The sequence below is a fragment of the Aquimarina sp. BL5 genome (assembly GCF_003443675.1).
GTDB lineage: Bacteria > Bacteroidota > Bacteroidia > Flavobacteriales > Flavobacteriaceae > Aquimarina.
Genome location: NZ_CP031963.1, coordinates 3,079,578 through 3,104,557, shown reverse-complemented (window position 1 = coordinate 3,104,557; position 24,980 = coordinate 3,079,578). Strand labels below are relative to the sequence as shown.

Annotated in this window: 8 protein-coding genes; 3 read left to right on the top strand and 5 right to left on the bottom strand. The window is 32.1% G+C overall.

Features of this window, described 5'->3' with window-relative positions:
• Positions 1–6 precede the first annotated feature (6 nt).
• From D1818_RS13135 to D1818_RS13115, 5 genes are all read right to left on the bottom strand, one after another.
• Entirely contained in the window at positions 7–2,013 is a 2,007-nt protein-coding gene (locus tag D1818_RS13135; protein ID WP_118459463.1) for a carbohydrate-binding protein, read from the bottom strand.
• Positions 2,014–2,778: 765 nt separating this feature from the next.
• Entirely contained in the window at positions 2,779–3,159 is a 381-nt protein-coding gene (locus D1818_RS13130; RefSeq protein WP_118459462.1) for a hypothetical protein, read from the bottom strand.
• 246 nt (positions 3,160–3,405) lie between these two features.
• Complete coding sequence (locus D1818_RS13125) at positions 3,406–5,157, bottom strand: AraC family transcriptional regulator (RefSeq protein WP_118459461.1); 1,752 nt, start codon at positions 5,155–5,157, stop codon at positions 3,406–3,408.
• 50 nt (positions 5,158–5,207) lie between these two features.
• Positions 5,208–6,281: a PA0069 family radical SAM protein gene (locus tag D1818_RS13120; protein WP_370449454.1), complete on the bottom strand. Its 1,074-nt coding sequence runs from the start codon at positions 6,279–6,281 to the stop codon at positions 5,208–5,210.
• A 260-nt stretch (positions 6,282–6,541) separates the two neighbouring features.
• Positions 6,542–7,369, bottom strand: coding sequence for an AraC family transcriptional regulator (locus D1818_RS13115; protein WP_240338261.1), 828 nt, complete (start codon positions 7,367–7,369; stop codon positions 6,542–6,544).
• Between the two features lie 810 nt (positions 7,370–8,179).
• Between D1818_RS13115 and D1818_RS13110 the strand changes: the two genes are divergently transcribed.
• Genes D1818_RS13110 through D1818_RS13100 form a run of 3 tightly spaced genes read left to right on the top strand, consistent with a single transcriptional unit; the run spans position 8,180 to position 24,978 of the window.
• Positions 8,180–8,779: a hypothetical protein gene (locus D1818_RS13110; RefSeq protein ID WP_118459458.1), complete on the top strand. Its 600-nt coding sequence runs from the start codon at positions 8,180–8,182 to the stop codon at positions 8,777–8,779.
• Positions 8,780–8,793: 14 nt separating this feature from the next.
• On the top strand, positions 8,794–15,003 hold the full coding sequence (locus D1818_RS13105; RefSeq protein ID WP_118459457.1) for a hypothetical protein: 6,210 nt from the start codon (positions 8,794–8,796) through the stop codon (positions 15,001–15,003).
• Between the two features lie 36 nt (positions 15,004–15,039).
• Positions 15,040–24,978 carry a hypothetical protein gene (locus D1818_RS13100; protein ID WP_118459456.1) on the top strand — a complete coding sequence of 3,313 codons (9,939 nt, stop codon included), beginning with the start codon at positions 15,040–15,042 and terminating at the stop codon, positions 24,976–24,978.
• Positions 24,979–24,980: the final 2 nt, after the last annotated feature.

Below are 24,980 nucleotides of genomic sequence, written 5' to 3'. Positions count from 1 at the left end.
ATGTTTTTATTGTACAAAGAATTTTTTGGTATTGATATTATCCGTATTAATTATCTGAATAAAATAAACTCCAGTTACTAATTCATCTATCGCAATACTTTGTTTAAAAGACAAATTGCTTGGTCTTTCTTTGGGTTTGATTGTTTTTATAACACGACCATTAATATCTCTTATCAAAATGTGTTCAATCTTATTCGTTGAGTTATTAGCTTCGATATTTAAAATATCACTTGCTGGATTAGGATATATACTAAAACTTGGAGGGAGTGCATAATCATCAACCTCACCAGGAAATAGAGAACGAGAAGCATTACTACAGGATGCTAATTGCTCCCAACCGTTAGCAGTCCATTCGAAAAGGTTACCTTGATATATGATTTTATCTCCGACAGCATAAGAAGTATTTTCATTCCAATCATCTACTCCAGAACAAGGATCATTATTTTCACAAGATCCAAGGCTATCCCAATCTTGGTTGTTATTTCGTCTAAATAAGTTTCCTTGATATATCACTAGATCTCCAGGTGAGTAAGTCGTATTTTCATTCCAATCATCTACTCCAAAACAAGGGTCTATGCTGCATACTCCTAAAGTGTTCCAATCATTGTTTGTGTTTCTTTCAAAAAGATTTCCCTGATATGTAACCTTGTCTCCGGCGACATATGTCACATTTTCTGACCATTCATCTATACCTGCGCAACTAACTTCATCACCGTTTCCGCCTCCGCCATCTGTGTTACAAGTGTCTACACAATTAGCTCGATTGATTGTTCTGCGAATTACATCAGCAGGTTGATTTCCAAACCCTTTACTTAGGTTTATTCCTGCACTAGTTAAATGACAATAACTCATAGTGGTTCCGCCGTTTGATGGAATTCCAGGTCTGCCACAGCTACCTTCTGTATTGTAGCAACCATCGATCGCGGTATTATTTCCGTTCCAAACGCAAGAATGCGTATGATTAGATCCAAAATTATGACCTAGTTCGTGTGCAATGACATTTACTGTCCAAGAATAAACAGGAACATTGCTATAATTTCTATTAATACCGGATAAACCATATCGATAAGATCCACATAATCCATTTAACCAAGCTACACCACCAGAATAGTTATAGGTAACAAAGTGACCAAGATCACCGTTAAATCCATTTTGGTTTCTATAACTGCGATAGTTATCTAAATTATTAAATGGAGCTGAGGATGTCCAGGCTCTTATACCCGATATTTTTATTTTTATTCCTTCATTGTTATATAATATTGCAACCTGATTAAAAATAGATTGGATATAGTTAGAAGCAGCTTGCGAACCTCCTTTATCTCTTACAATATCATTTCCGATATCAAAAAATATCTCAGGACATTTAGTTTGATTAGCTGCGGGAGCATTTTTTTGATAATCTCTTTCTTCCGTAGTTTCTATCGAACGTAAATTTTCTGTTTGGCAAACAAAATCATTTAGATGATTGATATCTTTATCTTCGTATAGAATATGATCGTCACTAGTATCTAATTTAGCAAGTACTAAATTGCCCTTTCCGTCACTAAGACTAATAATTCCAGATATTTCGCCATCTTTAATAGTAATTGCGGCAATGGAGTTTGGACTGTTTTTAACAATACCACGATAATGTGTAATGTTTTTTAATGGTTTGATCACTTTTCCCGAAGGCATTTCTACAATCGAAAAATCTTCAGAAACAATAGTTACTTTAACTAATTCAAGAAGCATTGATGATTTTTCACTAGGTAATTGAAGGTTTAAAGCTTCAGGAGCAGCGCCAATTTTTTTCATAGCAGACTGCCGTAATGAAAGAATTGAATAGTTTTTAAATTCTTTTGGAATGATCACATTTGATTTACTAGATTTTAGATTAAAAAGAGAGATTTCTTCAAAATGTTTTCCAGATAATTTAGCAGAAGTTATCTGATGTTTAGGTTTGATATTCTGGGATTGGGCAAAAAAAGGTAATGTCATCAATAAGGTGATGAGCAAAGTAAAAATACGTTTCATAAGTTTAGGTTTTAAGATATTATTAGTTTTGAATTGATTTTAGTTTTTCATAAAAGGATGCTTAAAAGGGTTATATATTTTATATAATAGATAGGACCGATTACTATAAATCGATCAAAACGTTTGTAAAATGAAAGGTTTGGTAAAGAACATTTTTTAGATCATACCTTCAAGTTAATTTTCGGATGTATTCAGAAATAGTTTTATTCTATTTAAGTATTAATTAGAATTTGAAACTAGGAATTAAGTACTAACTTAAATTGAGATTAGCACATAAATTTTGGCAGGGATAGGTGAGGTTTTGCATTGTAAGAGTTTTGAGGTTAGTGTAATGTTAATAATTGTTAAATTGGTTGACCAAATTTACGATTTTATTATGATAATTAAGCAAAATAACGTTAAATAATTATTACGTTGTTTATGAGTGATTTGAGGGAAGTATTAGGTTTTTATTATGTATTAGTGAGCATAATAATGCTTCTAGAAAATAAAAATCTTTGGTGTAAGTTGATAATTTATCAACTTACACCAAAGATTTTAAGTGATAAAAAGATGGTTTTATCTTTAAAGAAAATTTAAAGATAAGCTAAAATATAGGTAAACATTGATGAATTGTCTACCTAATATAGTATGCTACCTATCCGCTTTTTGATTTAATTTGATTGTTCGTTTTTGATTATGCAAAAATGCCAACTACAAACTCTACTATAAAGAGGAAGTAGTTAAGGATGAAGTCTATTAAAATTTTTGTGAGTGCTATCATGATCAGTGATTTATAGTTCCATTGTTTATTGTTACAAGTTGTGATGAATATCGATTTACAAATTCCAAAGTAAACCTGTCAATTTCTTCATATCCATCAACTTTTCTTATTAATAATTGATTTATTCTGTCAGCCTCAGAGTTAAGATCAGAATACTTGCAATTTTTTAATTCATACTCAGCGGTTTCTGTAGAGATTCCTTTCTCGGAATTTGCTAAACCCTTTACATATATAAATTGTTTGATCTGATCACATTCACAATTTGATTGTAAGACCTTTAGAATCGCATTTGATTTATCTTCTACTTTAGTACCATAGAATATTGAATAAGCTAAAATCCCAGCTATTATTCCAATAGAAAATAAAACAACTTGTTTTTTCATTATTGATGTCTTTCGCTGTAATAATTAGTTTGATCATTACTTCGTCAAAGTACTTTTAAAAAAACAATAATAGCAAGGAAGTGAAACCCGTTTTAAAGAAAAACGGGTTATTTTTTTTATTGTAAACCATTGTTTTTGAATTACTTAAATGTTAAAAACTTGTTTAAGTACAAAAGAACGATGCAAACCCTAAATTTATGAATATAGGGTGTTTTTGGCTGATTTTAATTTCGAAAAGAAGAAAAACTATTTTTTAGATTTTAGTTTTTTTATGTAGAAAGAAGGAAGAAGTCCAGTATGAATTTTGAAGTATTTAGAAAAAGAATCCGCAGTTTTATAACCTACTTCTTCTGCGATCGATTTTATAGAATATGATCTAAATTTAGAATCGTTTTTTAATCTCAGAATTGCATAGTTAATTCTTAGATCATTGATGTAGGTATTGAAGTTTTTGCCAAAATGTGCATTAATTACTTTAGATAAATACGAAGTATTTGTATTAACCTTTTTAGCTACATTGTATAGATTACATTCTGTTCTTAGGAAATATTCTTGTGATTCTACTTTTTTTAACCCAAGAAGGATTTGTTCATACAATTCATCGCTAATGTCTAATGGATTTGATTGCGACTCTAATTTGGCGTCTTTAGTATCTATAATTGGAGTAATTACATCATTAATTCCAATAGAAGAGGAGCCCGCGCTTTCTTGTTTTTCTATTTTAGCAAGTAAGGCTTCAAATTTATTCTTATTATTCTTTTTAGCAGTTTGAAAAAAGAAGAGAACTAAAACTATACCTATTACAGCTATAACCAATCCAACTTGAGCATATGTTAGTTTATTTTTTTGCCTCTGTTTTTGATTTTCAAGATTGGAAATCTCATTTTGATAATCGCTTACTGCTATATCTCGAACTTTTCTAGATGCTGATGATTTTTTATTATTTAGTTTGCTTAGACTTAGAATATGTTTCTCATAATATTCATTGGATTTTTCTATATCACCATACATTTTGTAAGCTTGTCCAAGTAACTTATAACATTTACTGATCTCATCAGAATTACTATATTTTTTAGTAAGAATTTCTAGAGATTCAGAGAGAACATTGATACTTTCCTTATAGTCTTTTTGTGCTAGTTTGCATGCTCCTATTAAATTCAGAATCTTTCCTAAAAATACGATGTCGTTAGCTTCATAACAAAGACTTTTCGCTTGATCTAAAAAATTAAGTGCATTGACATAATCTTGTTGATTCTGATAAATAATACCTCGGTGCATAAGCAGATCAATATGAACATTATCAACTTTTACTTTTTTTGTAAGTGCCAATCCTTTGTTATTTGCATATAATGCAGAATCCAATTGGTTTAATTGAATGTAAGCTTCAGAAATTCGAGCGTTGAAAAGCATTACTCCTTCCTGAATTCTTTTTTCAGGTCTACTGTAGGGTTTTTTAAGGAGGTTTTTTTCACTGTTTTTAAGTTCTTTTAATGCTGCACTAAAATCACCGGTTCTTAGCTTAATAAAAGCTAGGTTACTCTTCACTCCAGAAATAAAATTTTTATTATCTAATTCTTGAGCTATATCTAAAGCCTTAGAATAGGCCATACTTGCGTTATCATATTCCTCAATATCAAAATAATGATTTCCCTTTAGATTCGTTACATACATTTCTTCAAAATCCATGTTGTTATCTACTGCGATAGAAGCCCCATTTTCCAAATACGCTATAGCTAAACTATTATTACCTGAATTAAGATTCGCAACGCTTAAATGAATTAAGGCATCTATCATGCCTTTAGGATCTTCATTGTCAAAAGCTATTTTGTATAGGATATTGCTTAAGGAGATAATTTCATCGATTTTACTTTCATCCAATGCCTTTATTTGAAGACGAATGTCTTCCACGTTTTTGGCAACTATTATATCATCGACTTGCGCAATTACATGGTTAAAAAATAATATTGCAGAAAAGATAAATAGACGATGCAATCTCATAAAGAATGGCTATAACCTTGGGTGAAATCCCAAAAATAAATAAAAAAGCCTCAAAAAAGCTTCAATTGACCATCTTTATGCGATTCGTGTAAATTACAGTTTAAAGATATTTTATTTTCTTCAGGGAAATACTTTTTTCTGGAAATGGCAAACATTTGATGAATCTGATCAGCTATGTTTCCAGATCCTTTCATTCTTCTACCAAACACGTTATCGTTTAAGTTACCATCATGACATTCCATAATCTGGTGTAAAATTTTGTCTTTGCGATCGGGCAGCGTGTTTTCTAACCATTTAGTAAATATCTGCCCAATAGCACCATTTAGTCTTACAACGGTATATCCTATACTTTTTGCTCCTCGTTTAGAAACTTCTTTAGAAAGAGGTAGTATTTCGTGATTATTAATAGATGGAATAATTGGCGCCATCATCACATTTGTTGGTATCCCTGATTCATTTAGTCTTTCTAAGGTTTCTAATCGCTTTATAATACTTGCTGTTCTGGGTTCTAATATTCTTCTTGTTTCTTCATTAAGTGATGTTATAGATAAAAAAACGGATACCAGGTTATCTTTTGCAAGCTTAGAAAGAATATCAATATCTCTTTGTATGAGGGCATTTTTGGTAATGATACCGACAGGATGTTTATATTTCAGGAATATTTCAAGAAGTTGGCGAGTTATTTTGAGTTTTTTTTCTGCAGGTTGGTAACAATCAGTATTACCCGAGAGCGCAATAGGATACGCTTTCCAATTTTTACTTTTCAGTTTTTTATCTAATAGTTCAGGAGCATTTTTCTTAACTAAAATTTTGCTTTCAAAATCTATTCCAGCACCATATCCCCAATATTCGTGAGAGTTTCGGGCATAACAATACACGCATCCATGTTCACATCCTTGATACGGATTGAGAGAATACATCATACCAACATCTGGACTGCTTACTTTGTTCACGATCGTTTTAGGAAAAGTCTCAATAAAAGTAGTTTTATGATTGTGTATAGGCTCTCCTTCTTTCTGAAGATAATTAAGAAAATCATCTCTTAGTTCATAATGATTTGTGGAAAAACGATTATGTATTTTTTCCTGTGCACCTCTTCCTTTTATATGTTTCTTTGGTTCCAAAAGCATTGATTTTTACGGTTTAAAAGTAAAACTTTTGTTGGAATATTTCCAATAAAAAATGGAATAATTCCAAAATTAAAAAACGGCCTTGTGGTAGGTTGGTTTTAGGTTGAAAAGTCAGTTATGAAGAATAAAAGTTGTGAATAAGACGTGCTTTATCTTTGGCAGCAGAGAATAGAGAATATGATAGAAATTAATTCTAAACTGATTGCTTGGGAAAATTAGTTCACGATTTTATTTAAAAAATTCTATGAAGTGAATCATTCGGTTTTTAATATTTGGTTTCTAAAACTCGAAGGTGTTACACTCTCGAATCTATGAAACGTTCTATTAAAACTGGTTTTGGAATTGAATCCACACTCTAAGGCAATAGCTAATAATGTATATTGTGAAAAAGAAGGGTTTTTAATTTTTTCTTTTACTTCTTCAACTCTAAAATGATTTATATAGTCATAAAAACTTATTTGCATATATTGGTTTAATAAGTACGAAAGTTTTTTGTCCGAAATATCTAATTTTTCAGATAGAGATTTTAAAGATAATTCTGCGTTTAAATACCATTTTTGTTTTTGCATTAATGTTTCTAATTGTTGTTGTAAAGATTGCATTTCATTAGTGCTATATGTCGTTTTGTTACCGTTTAGAGATATGACATCCGTTTTTGAGATGTCTTTTTTTACGGTAACTTCTTTTTCGAGTAAAAATTTAGGTAATAAAACTTTAGTTTGCGAAATTCCGTGGTAAGCTAAATAAACAATTAAGAACACTACAAAAAAAGCGATAATACCTATTGCTATATTAATATCCCCATAGAGTACTTCAAAAATAGTAATAGAAATATCTATACTGATTATCAAAATGGTAGCATATAAGAATTTCAATAACCAGTTGAAATCAGAATGATTCACATTGCTATAATATAAGTTGACCAACTTTTTTGTTTTATTAAGAATTTTTATAGCAATTATACTATAGATTAATGAGTAGATAATACTAAGCGCAACTAAATTTTCTAATCCTACTCGCAGATGACCAAAAACATTAGGACTGTTAAACAAGCTTACCAATTTGGGTATACTGGCAAACATTATATATATAAATGGTATAATAAAATGTTTTACATTCTTTTTTAGAATGTTCTTAGTGGGGTAAAAAATAGCTTTAACGTATAAAAAAAATAAAGGCCCAATGCTTATTGGAATTGTATCTAAAAATAAAAAGGTAGCATAAAAAATTATTTCATTTTTATTTATAAAACCAAAAAAACAGATTTGTGTAAAAAAGATCCATAAAAAAATTATGAAAAGTACTTTAATGTGAAATTCTTTCCAACCATTTTTCCATAAAATGTAAAGTAGCAAAGCATTGGCAAGTATACCTAAATGAAGGGTAAAATCTATAATAAGTTCCATTAGTAATTAATCACGTCTAAAAGTCAATATTAAACTAAAAAGGAGCGCGAAATTACTGTTAATTTTTGATAGAAAACAAGAATTATATATTTAGTTAAAAGATTTACTATCTAAGTAATAAATCAAGCTCGTTAATCTGCTTTAATGATTGTGTTTTTTGTTAACAAAAAACAACTCATTTTTGTATAGAACCTATTTTAAATTAGATTGATTTTTTTAAGATTATGTATTTATAAAAAAACTTAAAAAAAAGAGTGCCACATCTTCTTATGGTACGAATATTAAGTAAATAATTCATTAATTCGCGGCTTTATAATAATGACGCTTCATATTAGAGTTAAAAAATATCAAGTAAAATTATCTTACAATTTAGGGTAATGAGATCATTTTTTTATACGAAGATTTAAAAAATGACACACATTTATAATAAGAGTAAAGTCAATTAACAAAGAAGTTATTTATCCATAAATTTTATAATCAAAAGTTTTGACAAAAAAGAAAGTTACCCCTTTTGTATTAGGAATATCATTTTTGTTATGTTTTGCCAGTTGTTCAAAAGATCAAAAACAACCTGAATCAGAAATAGAGGATCGAATGTTTACTTTGGAAAAAGTAGGTTGGAAATCCAAATCAATTTCGCATTTCTTTCCTGATATGGAATATAGAGCAACAGAAGTACCTATCCAATATTATATTCTTAAGAAAGAAGGCGACAACGACTTAGAGAAAGTAGATTCTATTTATCAAAAATTAAAGGATGAGCGGGTTATTGAAGTTGAATTCCAACATAATAAAGAAGATGATTTATTAAAATCAGTATATACAAATCGAAACTATGAGGAATCAGTAAAATATATGTCGTTTAACATAAAAGAAGATTTTAACGTAGTTACAACAGTCGGTGATACCATAGCATGTTCGGGTGTTACGTTTGAAAGGAATTTTAAAGTAGCGCCATTTAAAAGATTATTACTTCACTTCGGAAATATTTCTGAGAAAGAAAGTATCCAATTAATATATGATGATCAACTATTTGGGAATGGTCTGATCAAGTCTAAGTTTACAGAAATCCCTATAAAATTATAACACAGATTAGTGATATGATGCATACAGTACGAAAAAGCAAAATAACGAAGATAATATCAAGTTATTTGGCAATACAAATGGTAGTGCAAATGATACAACCAGCTCAATTATGGGCGTTGACGAGTGGCCCATCACAGCCAGAATTCAACTCTTTTACGCCTGTAGGAACTTCGGATATGGTTAATCTTTCGTCAGGGAATTTTAATTATAATATTCCAATTATGGATGTAGGTGGTTATCCATTAAACTTGGCATATGATTCTGGAGTTACAATGGATCAGGAGGCAAGTTGGGTTGGTTTAGGTTGGAACCTTAACGTTGGTCAAATAAATCGTCAAGTTAGAGGAATACCAGACGATTTCAAAGGAGATAAGATTACGTATGAGGATAACTTAAAAGATAATTTAACAGTTGGTTTAACAGTAGATGTTAATCCTCAGTTATTTGGTAATGAAGTTAAGAATATACCTGGGACAAAATTCTTTAATGCAGGACTTGCTGTAGAGTATAATAATTATAATGGTATAGTTTTTAGACCCTCTTACGGGCTTAATTTTAACTTAGGTAATCATGTTAGTGTAGGAATGAATCTAACAACTTCTGCTACTGAGGGAGCAACGGTTACTCCTAATGTAAGTATAAGTAATATAAAGGGAGGAACTGATAAATATTGTAATAATGCTTTTGGAGGAACATTAAATTTCGGGGTTCCGTTTAACTCAAGACAAGGTTTAATGGCTTTCAATATGAAAGCATCTCTTGACAAATACACCTCAATTAATGATAAAAATAAAAAAGATGATGACTCACGAGGGTTAAATTTTGGTACTTCTGGATCTGGGAGTGTCTCTTTTTTAAATACTTCTTTTACACCTACAAAGAGATTGCCATTCAAAAATAGAGGGATCACATTTGGTATTTCTGTAGGAGGTGATTTTTGGGGTATTGATGGAGAAGTTGGATTGACAGCTTATGGAACAAACCAGAGTTTGGTAAGAAATATAAATGTAGAAAAAGCTTTTGGATACGAATATACCGAAAAAGCAACTCGCAATGATATCCTTGATTTTAATAGAGAGAAAGAGAATATAGTAACAAAAGGAACAAGAGTTTTACCATCTGTAAACTATACCTACGATACATATACTATAAATGGTCAAGGGATTGGAGGAATGTTTAGGCCATTTAGATCACAGACAAGTTATGTTTTTGACCAATATGTAGAAGATCAAGGAGAAAGTGATAGCGGTGGAATTGAGATAGAAGGAGCTACTGGTTTTCATGTAGGAGTAGATTATAAAAGTTCACCAAGTATTAGTTATACTGGTATGTGGAATACTACTGCAACGGGGTATTTAAAGGAAAAACAAGGATCAAATCCTGATTATGAAAAAGTGTATTTCAAATCTATTGGAGATTTGTCTGTTGATCCTGAAAAGGATTTGTTTCAAAATCAACTAGGAGGTTATAATCCTATGGCATTAGAAATTGATAATCCAGGAGACTTTGCTTCTAATAGATTTAGAGTAAAAAACTTTTCTTCAAATGGTAGTTCATACAATTATGATGCGGTAACCTTTAATTCTGGAATTAAAAGAAGAAAACGAGAAAAGAGAAATCAATCCATACAACCGGTGTCTGTAAAAGATGTAGAAAAATTTAATCTAGGTTTATTCGAACCAAATTCTAATGCAGAGCCTCATCATAAAGCAGGAATGAAAGTGCTTCAACCAGATGGATCTACCTACATATATGGTAGCACAGCTTATAATACAGAAAAAGAGGAAGTTACTTTTACAACCAATAACACCGGAAATTGTACAACAGGAAGCGTTGCTATCGGATTAAATGAAAATAGTTCTTCGAATAACAGCGGAATAGATAACTATTTTAATAGGATTTCTACACCTGCTTTTGCACATACTTATTTGTTAACTAGTGTTTTGTCGTCGGATTATGAGGATAGAACAAATAATGGGCCAACAGATGATGATTTTGGTGCATATACCAAATTCAATTATAATTCACCAGAACAAGAATATCGATGGCGTATACCATTTAATAATGCATCCTATAATGCAGGATTAAATTCTGCAAAAAATGATCAAAAAGGTAGCTATGTTTACGGAAAAAAAGAGCTAAAATATATAGATAATATAGAAACGAAGACTCATGTTGCTGTTTTTCATTTATCTAATAGAAAAGATGGTAGAGGGGCTAAAGGAGAAAATGGAGGAGGAGACACGGGTAGGTCTGCGTATATGCAAAAGATAGATAGTATATCATTATATACGAAACCCGAATATCAGAAATATGGTGAAAATGCTTCTAAGATTAAGACAGCTCATTTTGAGTACGATTATTCCCAATGCAGGGGTATTGATAATAATTTAGATACCAGTTTTGAGGGGAATGAATTAAGTAATGAAGGAGGTAAACTGACCTTAAAGAAAGTATACTTTACGTATCGTAATTCTAAAATGGGTAAATATACTCCTTACAGTTTTAATTATGGTACAGGAAATTTTGACAATCAGGGTAATTGGGTACAGGAAGAAGATTCCAACCCTAATTATAACCTAAAAGGGTATGACATATGGGGTAATTACAAACCTAATTCGGGTAGCTGTAATGTTAATGATATGAATGTCCCGGCTATGGAGTTCCCTTTTGTTGATCAAGAAAATAAAGATGATCAAGATGTTTATGTTACCGCATGGACATTGTCTTCAATAAGTTTACCTTCTGGAGGTTTATTAAAAGTAGATTTTGAAAGTGATGACTATCAGTATGTTCAGAACAAAAAGGCTATGAGAATGTTTAAAGTTGTTGGAGCTAGTAGAACAAATAATATCACGAATTATTCTAATGAATTATATACTCCTGGTTCATTTGGAGATTTAAACGAGGCCAAATATGTAATAGTAGAAGTTGATCCTAATGTTTCAAATATTCAGCAATTTAAAAGAGAATATTTGGGAGATCATATTAACAAACCTATTTATTTCAACTTTATGCTGAATATGTCTAAGCACGGAGGTAGAAATAGTAAGAATTTTAGCAGAAATGAGTTTGATTATGTTTCAGGATATTTTAGAATAGATAATTCAAAATTTACCAATGACAATCTTTTTACATCTTCAGGAAAGAAAATGGTAGCTATTCCTATGCGATGGTCTGAACAAGAAGGGGGTATAGGTTCACAACAAGTCAATCCAATTTCTAAAGCTGGTTGGTATTTTGGAAGAAAACACCTAAATAGATTGGTTTTTGGTTTACCATTGGATGCTAATGATACCAGTTTATCCAGTATCGCCAGGTCTCTTGCAAAAAGTATTGGAGCAATCAATGAGATATTCGAAGGACCTAATAACAAACTTAGAAATGAAGAATTTATAGCAAGAAGGTTCGTTCCTCAAAAGTCGTGGATAAGATTGCAGAACCCAAACGGTATCAAATTAGGTGGAGGATCTAGGGTAAAGAGATTATTACTAAAAGATCAATGGAGCAAAATGCTAGAAATACCTGATGATTCCTCTAATATTGATCGTTATGCAAAAAGTTATGGTCAAAATTATAGCTATCGATTAGATAACGGAAGTTCAAGTGGAGTAGCAACTTATGAACCTTTTGGGAGTAAAGAAAATCCATTTATTGAACCATTTTATAACCAAGGAGATAAAACTCGTCCTCAGGAGGTAAACTATGTCGAAAAGCCTTTCGGTGAAGCTTTTTTCCCATCTGCAAAAATAACATACAGTAAGGTCAGTGTTAGCAATTACAAACCTTTAGATAATATTTCAGTTCACGGAACAGGTAAAGTCGAGCACGAATTTTTTACCTCTAAGGATTTTCCGACCATAACTGATTATACGGATATTGATAGCCCAGAGAATTGGGAATCTAATAGTGATGAAATCTTTTCTGCCGTTGGAAACGTAATTAAGGGATTGGTTGGTCTTAATGTTTCAGTGAAGTCAAAATTAACTCTGTCTCAAGGGTTTGTGGTACATACTAATGATATGGATGGCAAAATGAAATCTCAAAACGTTTTTAATGAACTAGGAGAATTTATTTCTGGTGCAGAATATAAATATAGTACAAAGGAGAATGATGAAACCAAATTGAATAATGAATTAACCACGATAGATAAGAACGGCAATGTTTCAAATAATGAAATAGGTATGCATTACGATGTGGTAACTGACTTTAGGGAGAGTTATTCTAAATCAAATGTATTCGGTGTTCAGGGTAATGTTGCTGGGTTTTTTATAGGGATTTTTCCAATTATTATTCCAAAAGGAGTTCCAGAAAGAAGTGAAAATACAAATATTCTGCATACAACTACCACTACTAAAGTTATACATACTACCGGTATTTTAAAGGAAAAAATAGTTAGAGATTTAGGTTCAGAGGTAAGAACAAGTAATGAAGCTTGGGATGCTTCCACAGGACAGGTTTTATTAACTAAGACGGTAAATGAATACGATGATCAATACTATAACTTTAATTTTCCAGCATATTGGGGATATTATACTATGGGACAAGCTGCTCAGAATTTTGGTATGACTGGAGAGTTTCATAAGGATGGTAATTTATTTGGTCTTGTAAATAATCAAACCGCAAAAGAATTTTTTACGTTAGGGGATGAAATTCTTGTAGATGACGGTTACAACCCAATGCGATTATGGGTGGTAGGATTTGATCAATCTGGCAGAAAAATGATGTTGATGAATAGAGAAGGTAACATCATTAATGAACAGTTGCAAGATAATGTCAAATTTAAAGTGATAAGATCGGGGTATCGCAATTTGCAGACCGCACAAATGGCTTCGATTACTATGATGGACAACCCGATTGAGGGAAAATTAGGAGGAAAAATCAATAATGCTGATTTTATCCAAACAGAAAACTCTTCCGTAGCAAATAAGAGAATTGTAAATGCAAGTGCAGTGATGTATGATGATTTCTGGAACTCACAATGCGAATGTGGTTTGGATTACCTCACACAAGAAGATCTGAAGAATCAGAGTGTAGTGAACTATGGTTTTAACCCATATTTGAATAATCTTAAAGGAGAATGGAAAGCAAAAAAATCATATACTCACTTGGTTGAAAGAACAAAAGCAGTAGAAGGTAATGCAAATAGAGCACATAATAGGAGAGAAGGTTATTTTAAAACTTTTCAACCTTTTTATGCGTTGAATAATCAAAATCAATGGAAACCTATTGATACTAATAATAATTCATCCGATTGGACATTTGCGAGTGAAGTGACTCAATATAGTCCTTTTGGGATCGAAATAGAGAATAAAGATGCGTTAGGAAGATATTCTACAGTTCAATATGGATACAATTTCTCATTTCCTACTGTAATAGCTTCAAACAGTAGATATCGTCATATGGGAGCAGATAATTTTGAAGATTCTTACTATAACAATGCCTTAGATCATCACTTTAATTTTAGAGAAGCTTTAGATAGTAGTGGGGATACTGGAGTGTTAATTTCAGAAGATAAATCACATTCCGGAAGAAATAGTTTAGTGATCAATCCTTCCGTAACAGGAGCAAATCAGTCAACTAGTTTAATAGGAGAAATAGAAGAAGATTTAGATCCCGATGAAGATGGAATAACAAATGTAGAAGAGTATGTGAATGGATATATAAATCCAGCTGATAACTGCCCATATACCTCCAATTCTGATCAAGCAGATTATGATAATGATGGTATAGGTGATGCATGTGATGATGATTCGAGACCTTTAATTACCGGTGTTTATAGTAAGAACAAATTTGAAAATGGATTGTTTAGTAAACTTGGATGCGGAAAAACGGCTAAGTTTACAATACACGGTTCGCCTAATGACAACGTAAGGTACAGATTTATTGTACATAATAATAATCACAATGCAATTATGTTGGGAGCTTTTAATGATGAAGTTGTTTTTGACTCAAGAACAGATGTTCCTAGTGGACAAAATATGTCTGTAATAAAAACTGTTAGGTTAGGGAGTTCTGGTAAAAAAAATATAGAATACGATTTTAGTATAATTAGACAAAGTTATAGAAATACAGGTCGACCCTGGAAATTAGAACTAATTCTCTTAGATAAGGGGTCTGAAACCCCTATTGAGGGAACCTCCATTTATTTCGAACTTTATAATGGAGGGTTTCCATACCAAAGATGTAGAGGAGGTCATCCTAATTATGTCCCTATCAACTAACGCATCTTTTTCCAAACAAAAAAAAGCATAAAGTTTATGAAAACTTTGAAATGTAAAAATATAATGACAAAGCATATCGGTTTTATAGTAATGAGTCTGTTATTATCTATAAATAGTTATACTCAGATAAGTGTATCGCCGTTAGAGCGACAGGCATTAATTGATCTTTATAACGCTACTGATGGAGATAATTGGAAAAATACAAAAGCAGGAGATAGGCCATGGAAGATTAAAGACCCAAGTTCTAGTATTGCTTTATGGAAAGGGATTCGATATACGTCTAATGGTCTTGGTGGTTATACAATTACTCATATAGACTTACGATCTAATAATCTAACAGGGACATTACCGAATTCTATTGGAAATTTAAAGGGATTATTGCTTTTAGATTTCACATCAAATATGATAACAAGTTCTTTACCAAAAGAGCTTGGCGCTTTAACAAGCTTATATTATTTAAGACTTGGGAGTAATAAACTCACCGGGGATATTCCAAAGGAAATAAGAAATTTAAAAAGTTTACTAGACTTAGATTTAAGAAATAACAAATTTTCAGTGAATTTACCTCCAGAGATAGGAGAATTATCAAGTCTACAATTTTTAAAATTAACTGGCAATAAGTTTACAGGGAGTATTCCAAAAGAACTAGGTCAATTAACGAATTTAGAGGATATCGATTTATTTGGAAACAATTTTATAGGACTTATTCCAGATGAATTAGGTAATCTTTCTAGCCTGCAGTACATTGATTTTTCTTCAAACAATCTATCAGGTACTATTCCGTCGACTTTAGGACAACTAAGCAATTTAGTTGAATTACGACTTGGATTTAATCCAAATTTAGGAGGATCTATTCCTTTAGAATTAGGTCAACTATCTAAACTAGAAAACTTAGAGCTGACTTCAAGTAATTTTAAGGGGTTTATACCATCTCAAATTGCTCAGTTTAATAGCTTAAAAGTCTTATTTGTAAACGAGAATAATTTTGTCTTTTCAGATCTAGAAGGTAATCACGAGTTATTAAAGAATAAATTAGGAACTAGATATAGTTTTCTCAATCAAGCCAAAGTTGATCAAACAGAAAGTCTTTCGGTTTCAGAAAACGGAACAATTACTTTATCAAGCACTGCATTAACAAGCCTTAACAATAGCTATCAATGGTATAAAGATGGAGTGGCTATTACTGGAGCTACAAATAAGAATTTGGTGATATCTGGTGCTGCTACTTCAGATGCTGGAGTGTATCACTTTACAGCTACTAATAGTATTGTTACGGGTTTAACTTTAGAACGAAACCCAATTACACTAACAGTAGAAGAAGATACTTGTGGAGTATCAGCAGCAGAAAAACAAGCGTTAATTGATTTGTATAATGCTACAGATGGAGCTAATTGGAAAAATAATACCAATTGGTTAACCGATGCACCCGTATGTGATTGGTATGGGGTAACTGTTGAGGATGGTAAAGTGATTCAATTATGGATAATAAGGAATAATCTATCTGGTAACATACCTGTGGAATTAGAAAAATTGACAAATTTAAAAATCATTAACATTGGTGTAAACAGATTAACAGGTGCTATACCAAAGGAATTAGGGAAACTAGTTAATTTAACTTATCTAAGTTTAAGTACAAATCAGTTAACAGGTACTATTCCAGAAGAATTAGGAGCTTTATCTAATTTGGAAATTCTATTCTTGAAAGAAAACCAATTATCAGGTACTATTCCTGAAAAACTAGCCGACTTAACCGCTTTAAAATTACTTAGTCTAAGCCAAAATAGAATCACAGGTACTATTCCGAAAGAATTAGGCAAATTGTCTAATTTAACCTCAATGACTTTAGAATCTAATGAGTTAACTGGAGTTATCCCAGATGAACTAGGGGACTTAACAAAACTAGAAAACTTTAGAGTTAATGATAATCGATTAACAGGTGTGATTCCGATTAGTTTAGGAAATTTGAGCGATCTGAATACCGTTTATGCATCTAATAATAAACTATCAGGAAAGATGCCTTCTTTTAGAAATATTAAACTTCTTGAGTTTTATAATAATAGGTTTGTATTTTCTGATTTTGAAGAAGATCATACAGTATTTAGTAACCCTGTTAATCTCTATAGATATAGTCCTCAAGCCAAAGTTGATCAAACAGAAAGTCTTTCGGTTTCAGAAAACGGAACAATTACTTTATCAAGCACTGCATTAACAAGCCTTAACAATAGCTATCAATGGTATAAAGATGGAGTGGCTATAACTGGAGCTACAAATAAGAATTTGGTGATATCTGGTGCTACTACTTCAGATGCTGGAGTGTATCACTTTACAGCTACTAATAGTATTGTTACGGGTTTAACTTTAGAACGAAATCCAATTACACTAACAGTAGAAGAAGATACTTGTGGAGTATCAGCAGCAGAAAAACAAGCGTTAATTGATTTGTATAATGCTACAGATGGAGCTAATTGGAAAAATAATACCAATTGGTTAACCGATGCACCCGTATGTGATTGGTATGGGGTAACTGTTGAGGATGGTAAAATCGTAGAGGTTGCTTTTTTTGATAATAACTTGGTTGGAGAAATTCCCTCATCTATTGGGAACCTTAAATCTCTAAGAACATTGGATGTTTATAGCAATAAATTATCAGGAATAGTACCTGTAGAAATTGGAAATTTATTAGCGTTAAAAGAACTTTTTTTAAGTGGGAATAATTTGTCAGGAAATATCCCAAAAAGCCTTGGTAATCTGCATCAGTTGTTAATTTTGGATGCACATGATAATAATTTATATGGAGAGATTCCTATAGAATTGGGTAGCCTACAGAGTTTACAAACATTTTCAATAGCCGATAATAAACTTACAGGTTCTATTCCAAGAGAGTTAGGTCAATTAACAAATCTGAAGAAATTGTTTTTATACAATAATCAGTTAGTTGGAGTGTTGCCTGTTGAGGTTGGAAATTTAAAAAACTTAAAAAGCCTCAGTTTATATATGAATAAATTGTCCGGAGTCATTCCTAAAGAGTATGGAAACCTGACTAATTTGAAATCGATAGATTTACATAGTAATCAATTGTCTGGAGAATTACCTGAAGAATTAAATAGTTTAGAATTAAAAGATTTATTCTTACAGAATAATCGTTTTAGTGGTGAAATTCCTTCTGGTTTCACAAATTTTACAAGCTTAACAAAATTTTTCTTTGAAAACAACAGCTTTGTGTTTTCTGATTTTGAATCAGAGTATAGTACTTATCAAAATAAGCTAGGAGTTAATTTTAAATATGCGCCCCAAGCCAAAGTAGACCAAACCGAAAGTCTTTCTGTAACAGAAAATGGATCTATTACATTATCAAGTAATGCCTTAACAAGTCTTAACAATAGCTATCAATGGTATAAAGATGGAGTGGTTATTACAGGAGAAACAAATAAAGATTTGGTAATATCTGGTGCTGCTACTGCAGATGCTGGAGTATATCATTTTACATCTATAAATAGTGTGGTTACTGGTTTGACTTTAGAACGTAACCCGATAACACTTACTGTAATCGAAGATACTTGTGGTGTTTCTGCAATTGAAAAACAAGCGTTAATAGATTTATATAATGCCACGGATGGTCCCAACTGGACCTATAGCTGGGACTTGGATACACCAGTCTGTGATTGGTATGGGGTAAGAGTTTTTGATGGAAAAGTAACTATTGTAGAATTAAGATATAATAATCTTAATGGCACAATACCATCAACTTTAGAAAATCTTTCTAATTTAAGAATACTTAATTTAGGAAAAAATAAGTTATCAGGAAATGTTCCAATCGAACTAGGGAATTTGACAGAATTAACTAGTATTTTTCTTTCATCTAACGAACTGTCTGGAACTATACCCAGCGAATTAGGAAAGTTATCAAAACTAGTTAATCTACAGTTCCAAAACAACAAGTTCACGGGTACTATACCTGTTGAGATTGGTAACTTATCTAACTTGGCATTTTTACAATTGCATAAAAACCTTCTCACCGGAACTATTCCAATAGAAGTAGGAAATCTATCTCAATTAAAACAATTGTTTTTATCTGAAAATCAATTATCTGGTGATATTCCTGTTGAGATCGGATCCCTTACTAACCTTCAACAGTTATACCTTTATTCTAATAAATTATCAGGTGTAATACCTAAGCAAATTGGCAGACTGATTAATTTGAAACATTTATATATATATGATAATAAGTTAGAAAATAGGATTCCTACAGAATTAGGAAATCAACTAAGTTTAGAAAGGCTTAATATTTCCAATAATAAATTGTTTGGAGAAATACCAAAATCAATCAAAAATCTTCCTGATCTTAAAGAATTTAGATTTCAAGTAAATGATTATGTTTTTAGTGATTTTGAGTCTGAATATTATGATTATAAATCTAAATTAGATGTTTTTATTTATATACCTCAGGCCAAAGTGGATCAAACAGAAACTTTATCAGTTACTGAAGGAGGTACAATAACTTTATCAAGCACTGCCTTAACAAGTACTAACAATAGCTATCAATGGTATAAAGATGGAATAGTCATTCCAGGAGCAACTAATAAGGAATATGTTATAGAAAATGCATCAGCTACAGCTGTGGGCTCATATCATTTTATAGCTACTAATAGTATAGTAACAGACTTAACTTTAGAACGTAATCCGATTTCATTGACCCTGGATCCTTGTGGAGTTTCTGAAGTGGAGAAACAAGCGTTAATTGATTTGTACAACGCTACCGATGGAGTAAACTGGACCAATAATACCAACTGGCTAACTGATGCTGCAATTTGTGATTGGCACGGGGTTACGGTAGTTGATGGAAAGATAACACGATTAGATTTGTCAAGTAATAAATTATCGGGTACTATTCCTAGTACTATTTCAGACTTTACCTCACTTGTTTCTTTGAGATTAGATAGAAATACGCTAACAGGAGAAATCCCTATTAACATTGAAACTTTAAATGTGCTTGAGGAGTTATATCTAAATTATAATGAGTTGACAGGCGCTATTCCAAGTGGCTTGGAGATCATTACTACCCTCGAAGTATTACATCTTGATAATAATAAGTTAACAGGTACTATTCCAGAAAATATAGGACAACTGGTAAATCTTCGATCCATTGGTTTATCGAACAACCAACTAGAAGGAGAAATTCCTGTTTCCATAAGTAATATAACTGGTTTAAAATATCTAAGACTTGAAAATAATAGATTTGCAGGTAACATACCGAATAGTATTGGAACATTGACAGAATTAGTGCAAATAGGACTTGATCAAAATGCTTTTTCCGGTCAAATCCCTCAAGAACTAACCAATCTGCCGAACTTAAACTATCTTAATATTGCTAATAATGAACTAAACGGAGTAATCCCAAACTTTACTTTAACACCAAAGCTAACCATTTTTGCTTTCAATGATAACGGTTTTATATTTTCAGATTTCGAATCAGAATTTGATGCCTATACGCCTAAATTTGATCCTAACTTTGTTTATAAGCCGCAAGCTAAGGTAGATCAAGAACAAACTATAAGGGTACAATTGGGAGGGTCAGTAATTTTATCTACCCAGCAATTATCTAGTCCTAATAACACATATACTTGGTATAGAGGAAACAATCAACTTATAACAACAGCAGATACAAGTATAACCATAGACAATATTACACAAGATGATATTGATGAGTATTATTTCGTTGCTACCAATAGTATAGTTGACGGATTAGAATTAGAAAGAAATAAAATCAAATTGGTTTTAGGGTTAACTGCACCTCCTGCTCAGAAGTTTTGTAATACAGACAATCCAATTTTTATAAGGGACTTGACATCACCATTCACTAGTCCAGCAAATTGGAGTTTTAGAGAAACAGAGCAGCTTATGATTAGTCCAGACTATGAAATAACAAGCACTATAACACTATGGGCAGAATCGGTAGATAATCCTTTAGAGCCTAGAATTGCTGTTCAAATAGTTATTAATGAAGGAATACCACGAGCTAGTCAAACTACACAATATTTTTTAGAATCTATGAATCCGGTAATAAATGATATTATAGTAAATGGAACTAATATTTTATGGTTTGATTCTGTAACAAGTAATGTTCCATTATCAGGAAGTTTACCACTAGAGCACAATACCTATTACTATGCTCAGCAGAAAGATAAAGAATGTAGATTAAAAATTTTGGTTAAAATTAATTCAGCCAATACAGACTGTAATATATTACTAGGTGTCGCGGATGGTGGTTTCGAAAATTGTTACGCTACAGCTGGGATCATAGGGACTGCAATAAGCAACAACGATCTTACTTGTAGTAATTTTGATACACCAAGAAATCTTATGTATACTTGGAAAATAGGAATAGATAATCAGAGAAGTCCAGGTGAGATAACTAATTTGGTACAACCATCGCCAGAAGGAGCAGTTTTTGCATCTTGTCGTGTTTATCAGCCACAAAGCCAATTCCCTACCAGGTTCTCATCTGTTTTGCAAAAACAGTTAGATAATTTAGAAATAGGATCAGAATACAAAATTTCTTTTTATCAATCTAATGGCGGATACTTTGGAATAACTAGTGAGTTTAATGCATCGTGGAAAGTCTCTTGGGGTAATGATAGGATAGAAACATCAGGGATTACTCCTGTAAGGAGTGAACAAATTTCTACAGGAGGTATTGATATAGGAGTTATTCCATCAGGAAACTATCAGGTATCACCACCAATGATAGTAAAAACAGGTTTTTCTATCAATACTTTAGATACACCAACTTGGGATTTAGTAGAAATAAAATTTACCGCTACTAATGCTACTCAAACAATTAAATTTACACCTGTTGTACCTACTTTGAATACGGTAGATAATGGAGTGCTTATGCATCTGTTAATAGACGGGATCAAAGTAACAAAAGTAGATGGAGATTGCGTTAACAATTCGGAAGCAGTAAATTTTTGTAATACTGATAATCCAATTTTTGTAAGAGATTTAGCATCTCCTTTTCCTGGAGAAACTAATTGGAGTTTTACAGAAACAGAACAGCCTGTGATTAGTCCAGACTATGAAATAACAAGCACAGTAACATTATGGGCACAATCAAAAGATAATCCTTTGGAACCGAGAGTTCCTGTTCAAGTAATCATTAATGAAGGAATACCAACAGCTAGCCAAACTACACAATATTTTTTAGAAGCTACCAATCCAGTAATAAATGATATTATAGTAAATGAAACTAATATTTTATGGTTTGATTCTGTAATAAGTAGTGCTCCATTATCAGGAAGTTTACCATTAGAGCACAATACCTATTACTATGCTCAGCAGAAAGATAAAGAATGTAGATTAAAAATTTTGGTAAACATCATTCCGTCTAACCCAGATCCGGATCAAGATTGTAACATATTAGATGAATATGTGAATGGAACATTTGAGGATTGTTCAAGTCAAGCTAGTTGGTATGGTCATAATGGTAAAGTTACTTGTGGTAATTGGGTGAATGGACGAGGAACAGCAGATACCTGGAATATTCCTTTTAAAGCACACTCAGGTATTGCAGATAACATACCAGATTCTCCTGATGGAGGTGTAGTTGCTGGTGCTATTGCAAGAAGTACTGTGAATAATGAGTTAGAATCTTTTTATACTTCTTTAGAAAATTTAGAAATAGGTGCTAAGTATACCGTTAAGTTCTATCAATCTAATGTTACCGGAACTTTTACCTCTAATGGAGGAATGCTTGAAAGAGGACGATGGAAAGTTCTTTTTGGAGATCAAAAATTATTCTCTTCTTATATGTTGGTAACCAAAAATCCAGTTTGGGAAGAAGCATCTTTAGAATTTACTGCGACTACTTCTGATATTAGATTGGAGTTTGTAGCTTCTTCTGCAGGTATTGCCGGATCCGCATCCTACGTATATATGCTGATTGATGGAATTAGCCTTACTAAAGTTGGAGGTACAAATGAGGATTGTCCGCAAGAAGTAGTCTATGAAGAGCAAAAATTCTGTACGATGAATAGATTCCCTACGGTTGCGGATTTGACTGCACCAGGAGGTGGGTCTAGTATTAACTGGTATAACCAAGAAATAGGAGGTTATAAGTTTGAATTAGATCAACCTTTGGGACTTGGAAATGGAAATACATACGTGGAAGTTTATTGGGCCGATAGTCCGGATTATACTTCTAGAGTACCTGTAAAAGCAGTCATTGATGAAGGAGCTCCAATAGGGGATAGTTTTCAATTATTTATGGTTCAAAACAATCCCAACGTAGGTGATTTGCAAGCACAGGGAACCTCAATACAATGGTACGATAGTTCAACAGGAACTGTTCCTCTTCCTGCAAATACGTTACTAGTAGATGGAGGTATATATTATGCAGCAAGTACTGGTGTTATTTGTAGGTTAGCGGTAGAAGTAAAACTTACGAATGCTCCGGCAGAAGCAAATAGCTGGCAGGCATTTTGCTCAAGTATTAATCCTACAATCAGTAATATTCAGGTTAAAGCATCCAATACTAATTTCGAGATAAAATGGTTTGCTGAGTCAGAAGGAGGGCTTCCTTTAAGTCCGAGTACATCATTGCAAAATAATACATTGTACTATGCAGGTCAGTTTTCTGGAGGTATAGAAATATCAGATAGAACCAGTGTGTTTATTGTTTTCATACAATCTCCTCCACCATTAGGGCCAGCTCAACAAGTTTTTGAAAGTGACCAATCAGCTACTGTAGGAGATCTAATAGCATTTGGGAATAATATTCGTTGGTTTGATGGAAATGATACAGAATTATCTAATGACCTAGTATTAGAAAATGGAGGCATATATTATGCAAAACAGACAAGTGTTTTTGGGAAATGTTTGAGTGATACTGGTCTTGCCGTACAAGTAGTCATACAAACAGAAGAACCACCAGTCTATGTAGATTGTGAGAAATTTAGACCAGAACCAGGTAAACGCTATGTGATGAGTGCTTGGGTACGAGAAAATGGCGCTACCATTTCTTCGACAAAAACCAAAAGTTTTCAAGAAATTAAAGGACAATTTTTAGATTTAGTAAATAGTTTAAAGGATCGTATTCTTGATCAGATTCCAACACCTTCAATCTTTGACCCTTCTCCAGAGGAAAGGAAATATGATGATATCATTCCTTTTATCAATGCTACTAACAAGCCTACTAATTTGAAAATATATGATCTAAAACCGTATCGTGAGAATCAAAGCGGAATTAAAAGAACAGTTGGTTTTTCTTTCTCTTTGGATCCAGATGGACAAACCGAGATTTTATATAAAACACCGAATTATGGATCTATAACATATAATGAGCGTATTCCAATACTTGAAGAACCGTTGATTGAGTTTGATAACTTAGAACAAAGTGGAATCAATGGTAACATAATTCTGAATTCAATGTTGATATTTAGGTCAGATTTAATTCCTGCAATATATAGAGTTGATGTTAATGTTGATATAGGAAATGCGATAAAACCTTTAGCCAATTTTAATACATATGTTGATACTTCAGATTATCAAGTAATGAATTATGAAAATTCGTTTATCCAAATAATTTATACAGATAGAAATGGTAGTGAACTCACAGAGAATGGAACAATTACATTTCGACCTCAAGGAAATATTATTGATGGATGGCAACGAATCTCTTCAGATTTTACGATTCCGGATAACGCCGAATTTATGACTATTTCTTTAAAGAATAGTGGAGAAAACCTGAACGTATATTATGATGATATTCGTTTTCAGCCATTTGATAGTAGTATGAAGACATTTGTCTATGACCCCGAAAATTTAAGATTACAATCGGAACTTGACGAAAATAATTATTCAACATTCTATGAATACGATTTAGAGGGTGGTTTGGTTAGAGTAAAAAAGGAAACAGAAAGAGGTACGTATACAATTCAGGAAACTCGTTCGGGTAGTTCTTTATTGAATAACGATTAGAA

Coding starts and splice junctions, on each gene's coding strand:
- D1818_RS13100 (WP_118459456.1), top strand. CDS start 15,040: ATGAAAACTTTGAAATGTAAAAATATAATGACAAAGCATATCGGTTTT.
- D1818_RS13125 (WP_118459461.1), bottom strand. CDS start 5,157: ATGAGATTGCATCGTCTATTTATCTTTTCTGCAATATTATTTTTTAAC.
- D1818_RS13135 (WP_118459463.1), bottom strand. CDS start 2,013: ATGAAACGTATTTTTACTTTGCTCATCACCTTATTGATGACATTACCT.
- D1818_RS13130 (WP_118459462.1), bottom strand. CDS start 3,159: ATGAAAAAACAAGTTGTTTTATTTTCTATTGGAATAATAGCTGGGATT.
- D1818_RS13115 (WP_240338261.1), bottom strand. CDS start 7,369: ATGTTTGCCAGTATACCCAAATTGGTAAGCTTGTTTAACAGTCCTAAT.
- D1818_RS13105 (WP_118459457.1), top strand. CDS start 8,794: ATGATGCATACAGTACGAAAAAGCAAAATAACGAAGATAATATCAAGT.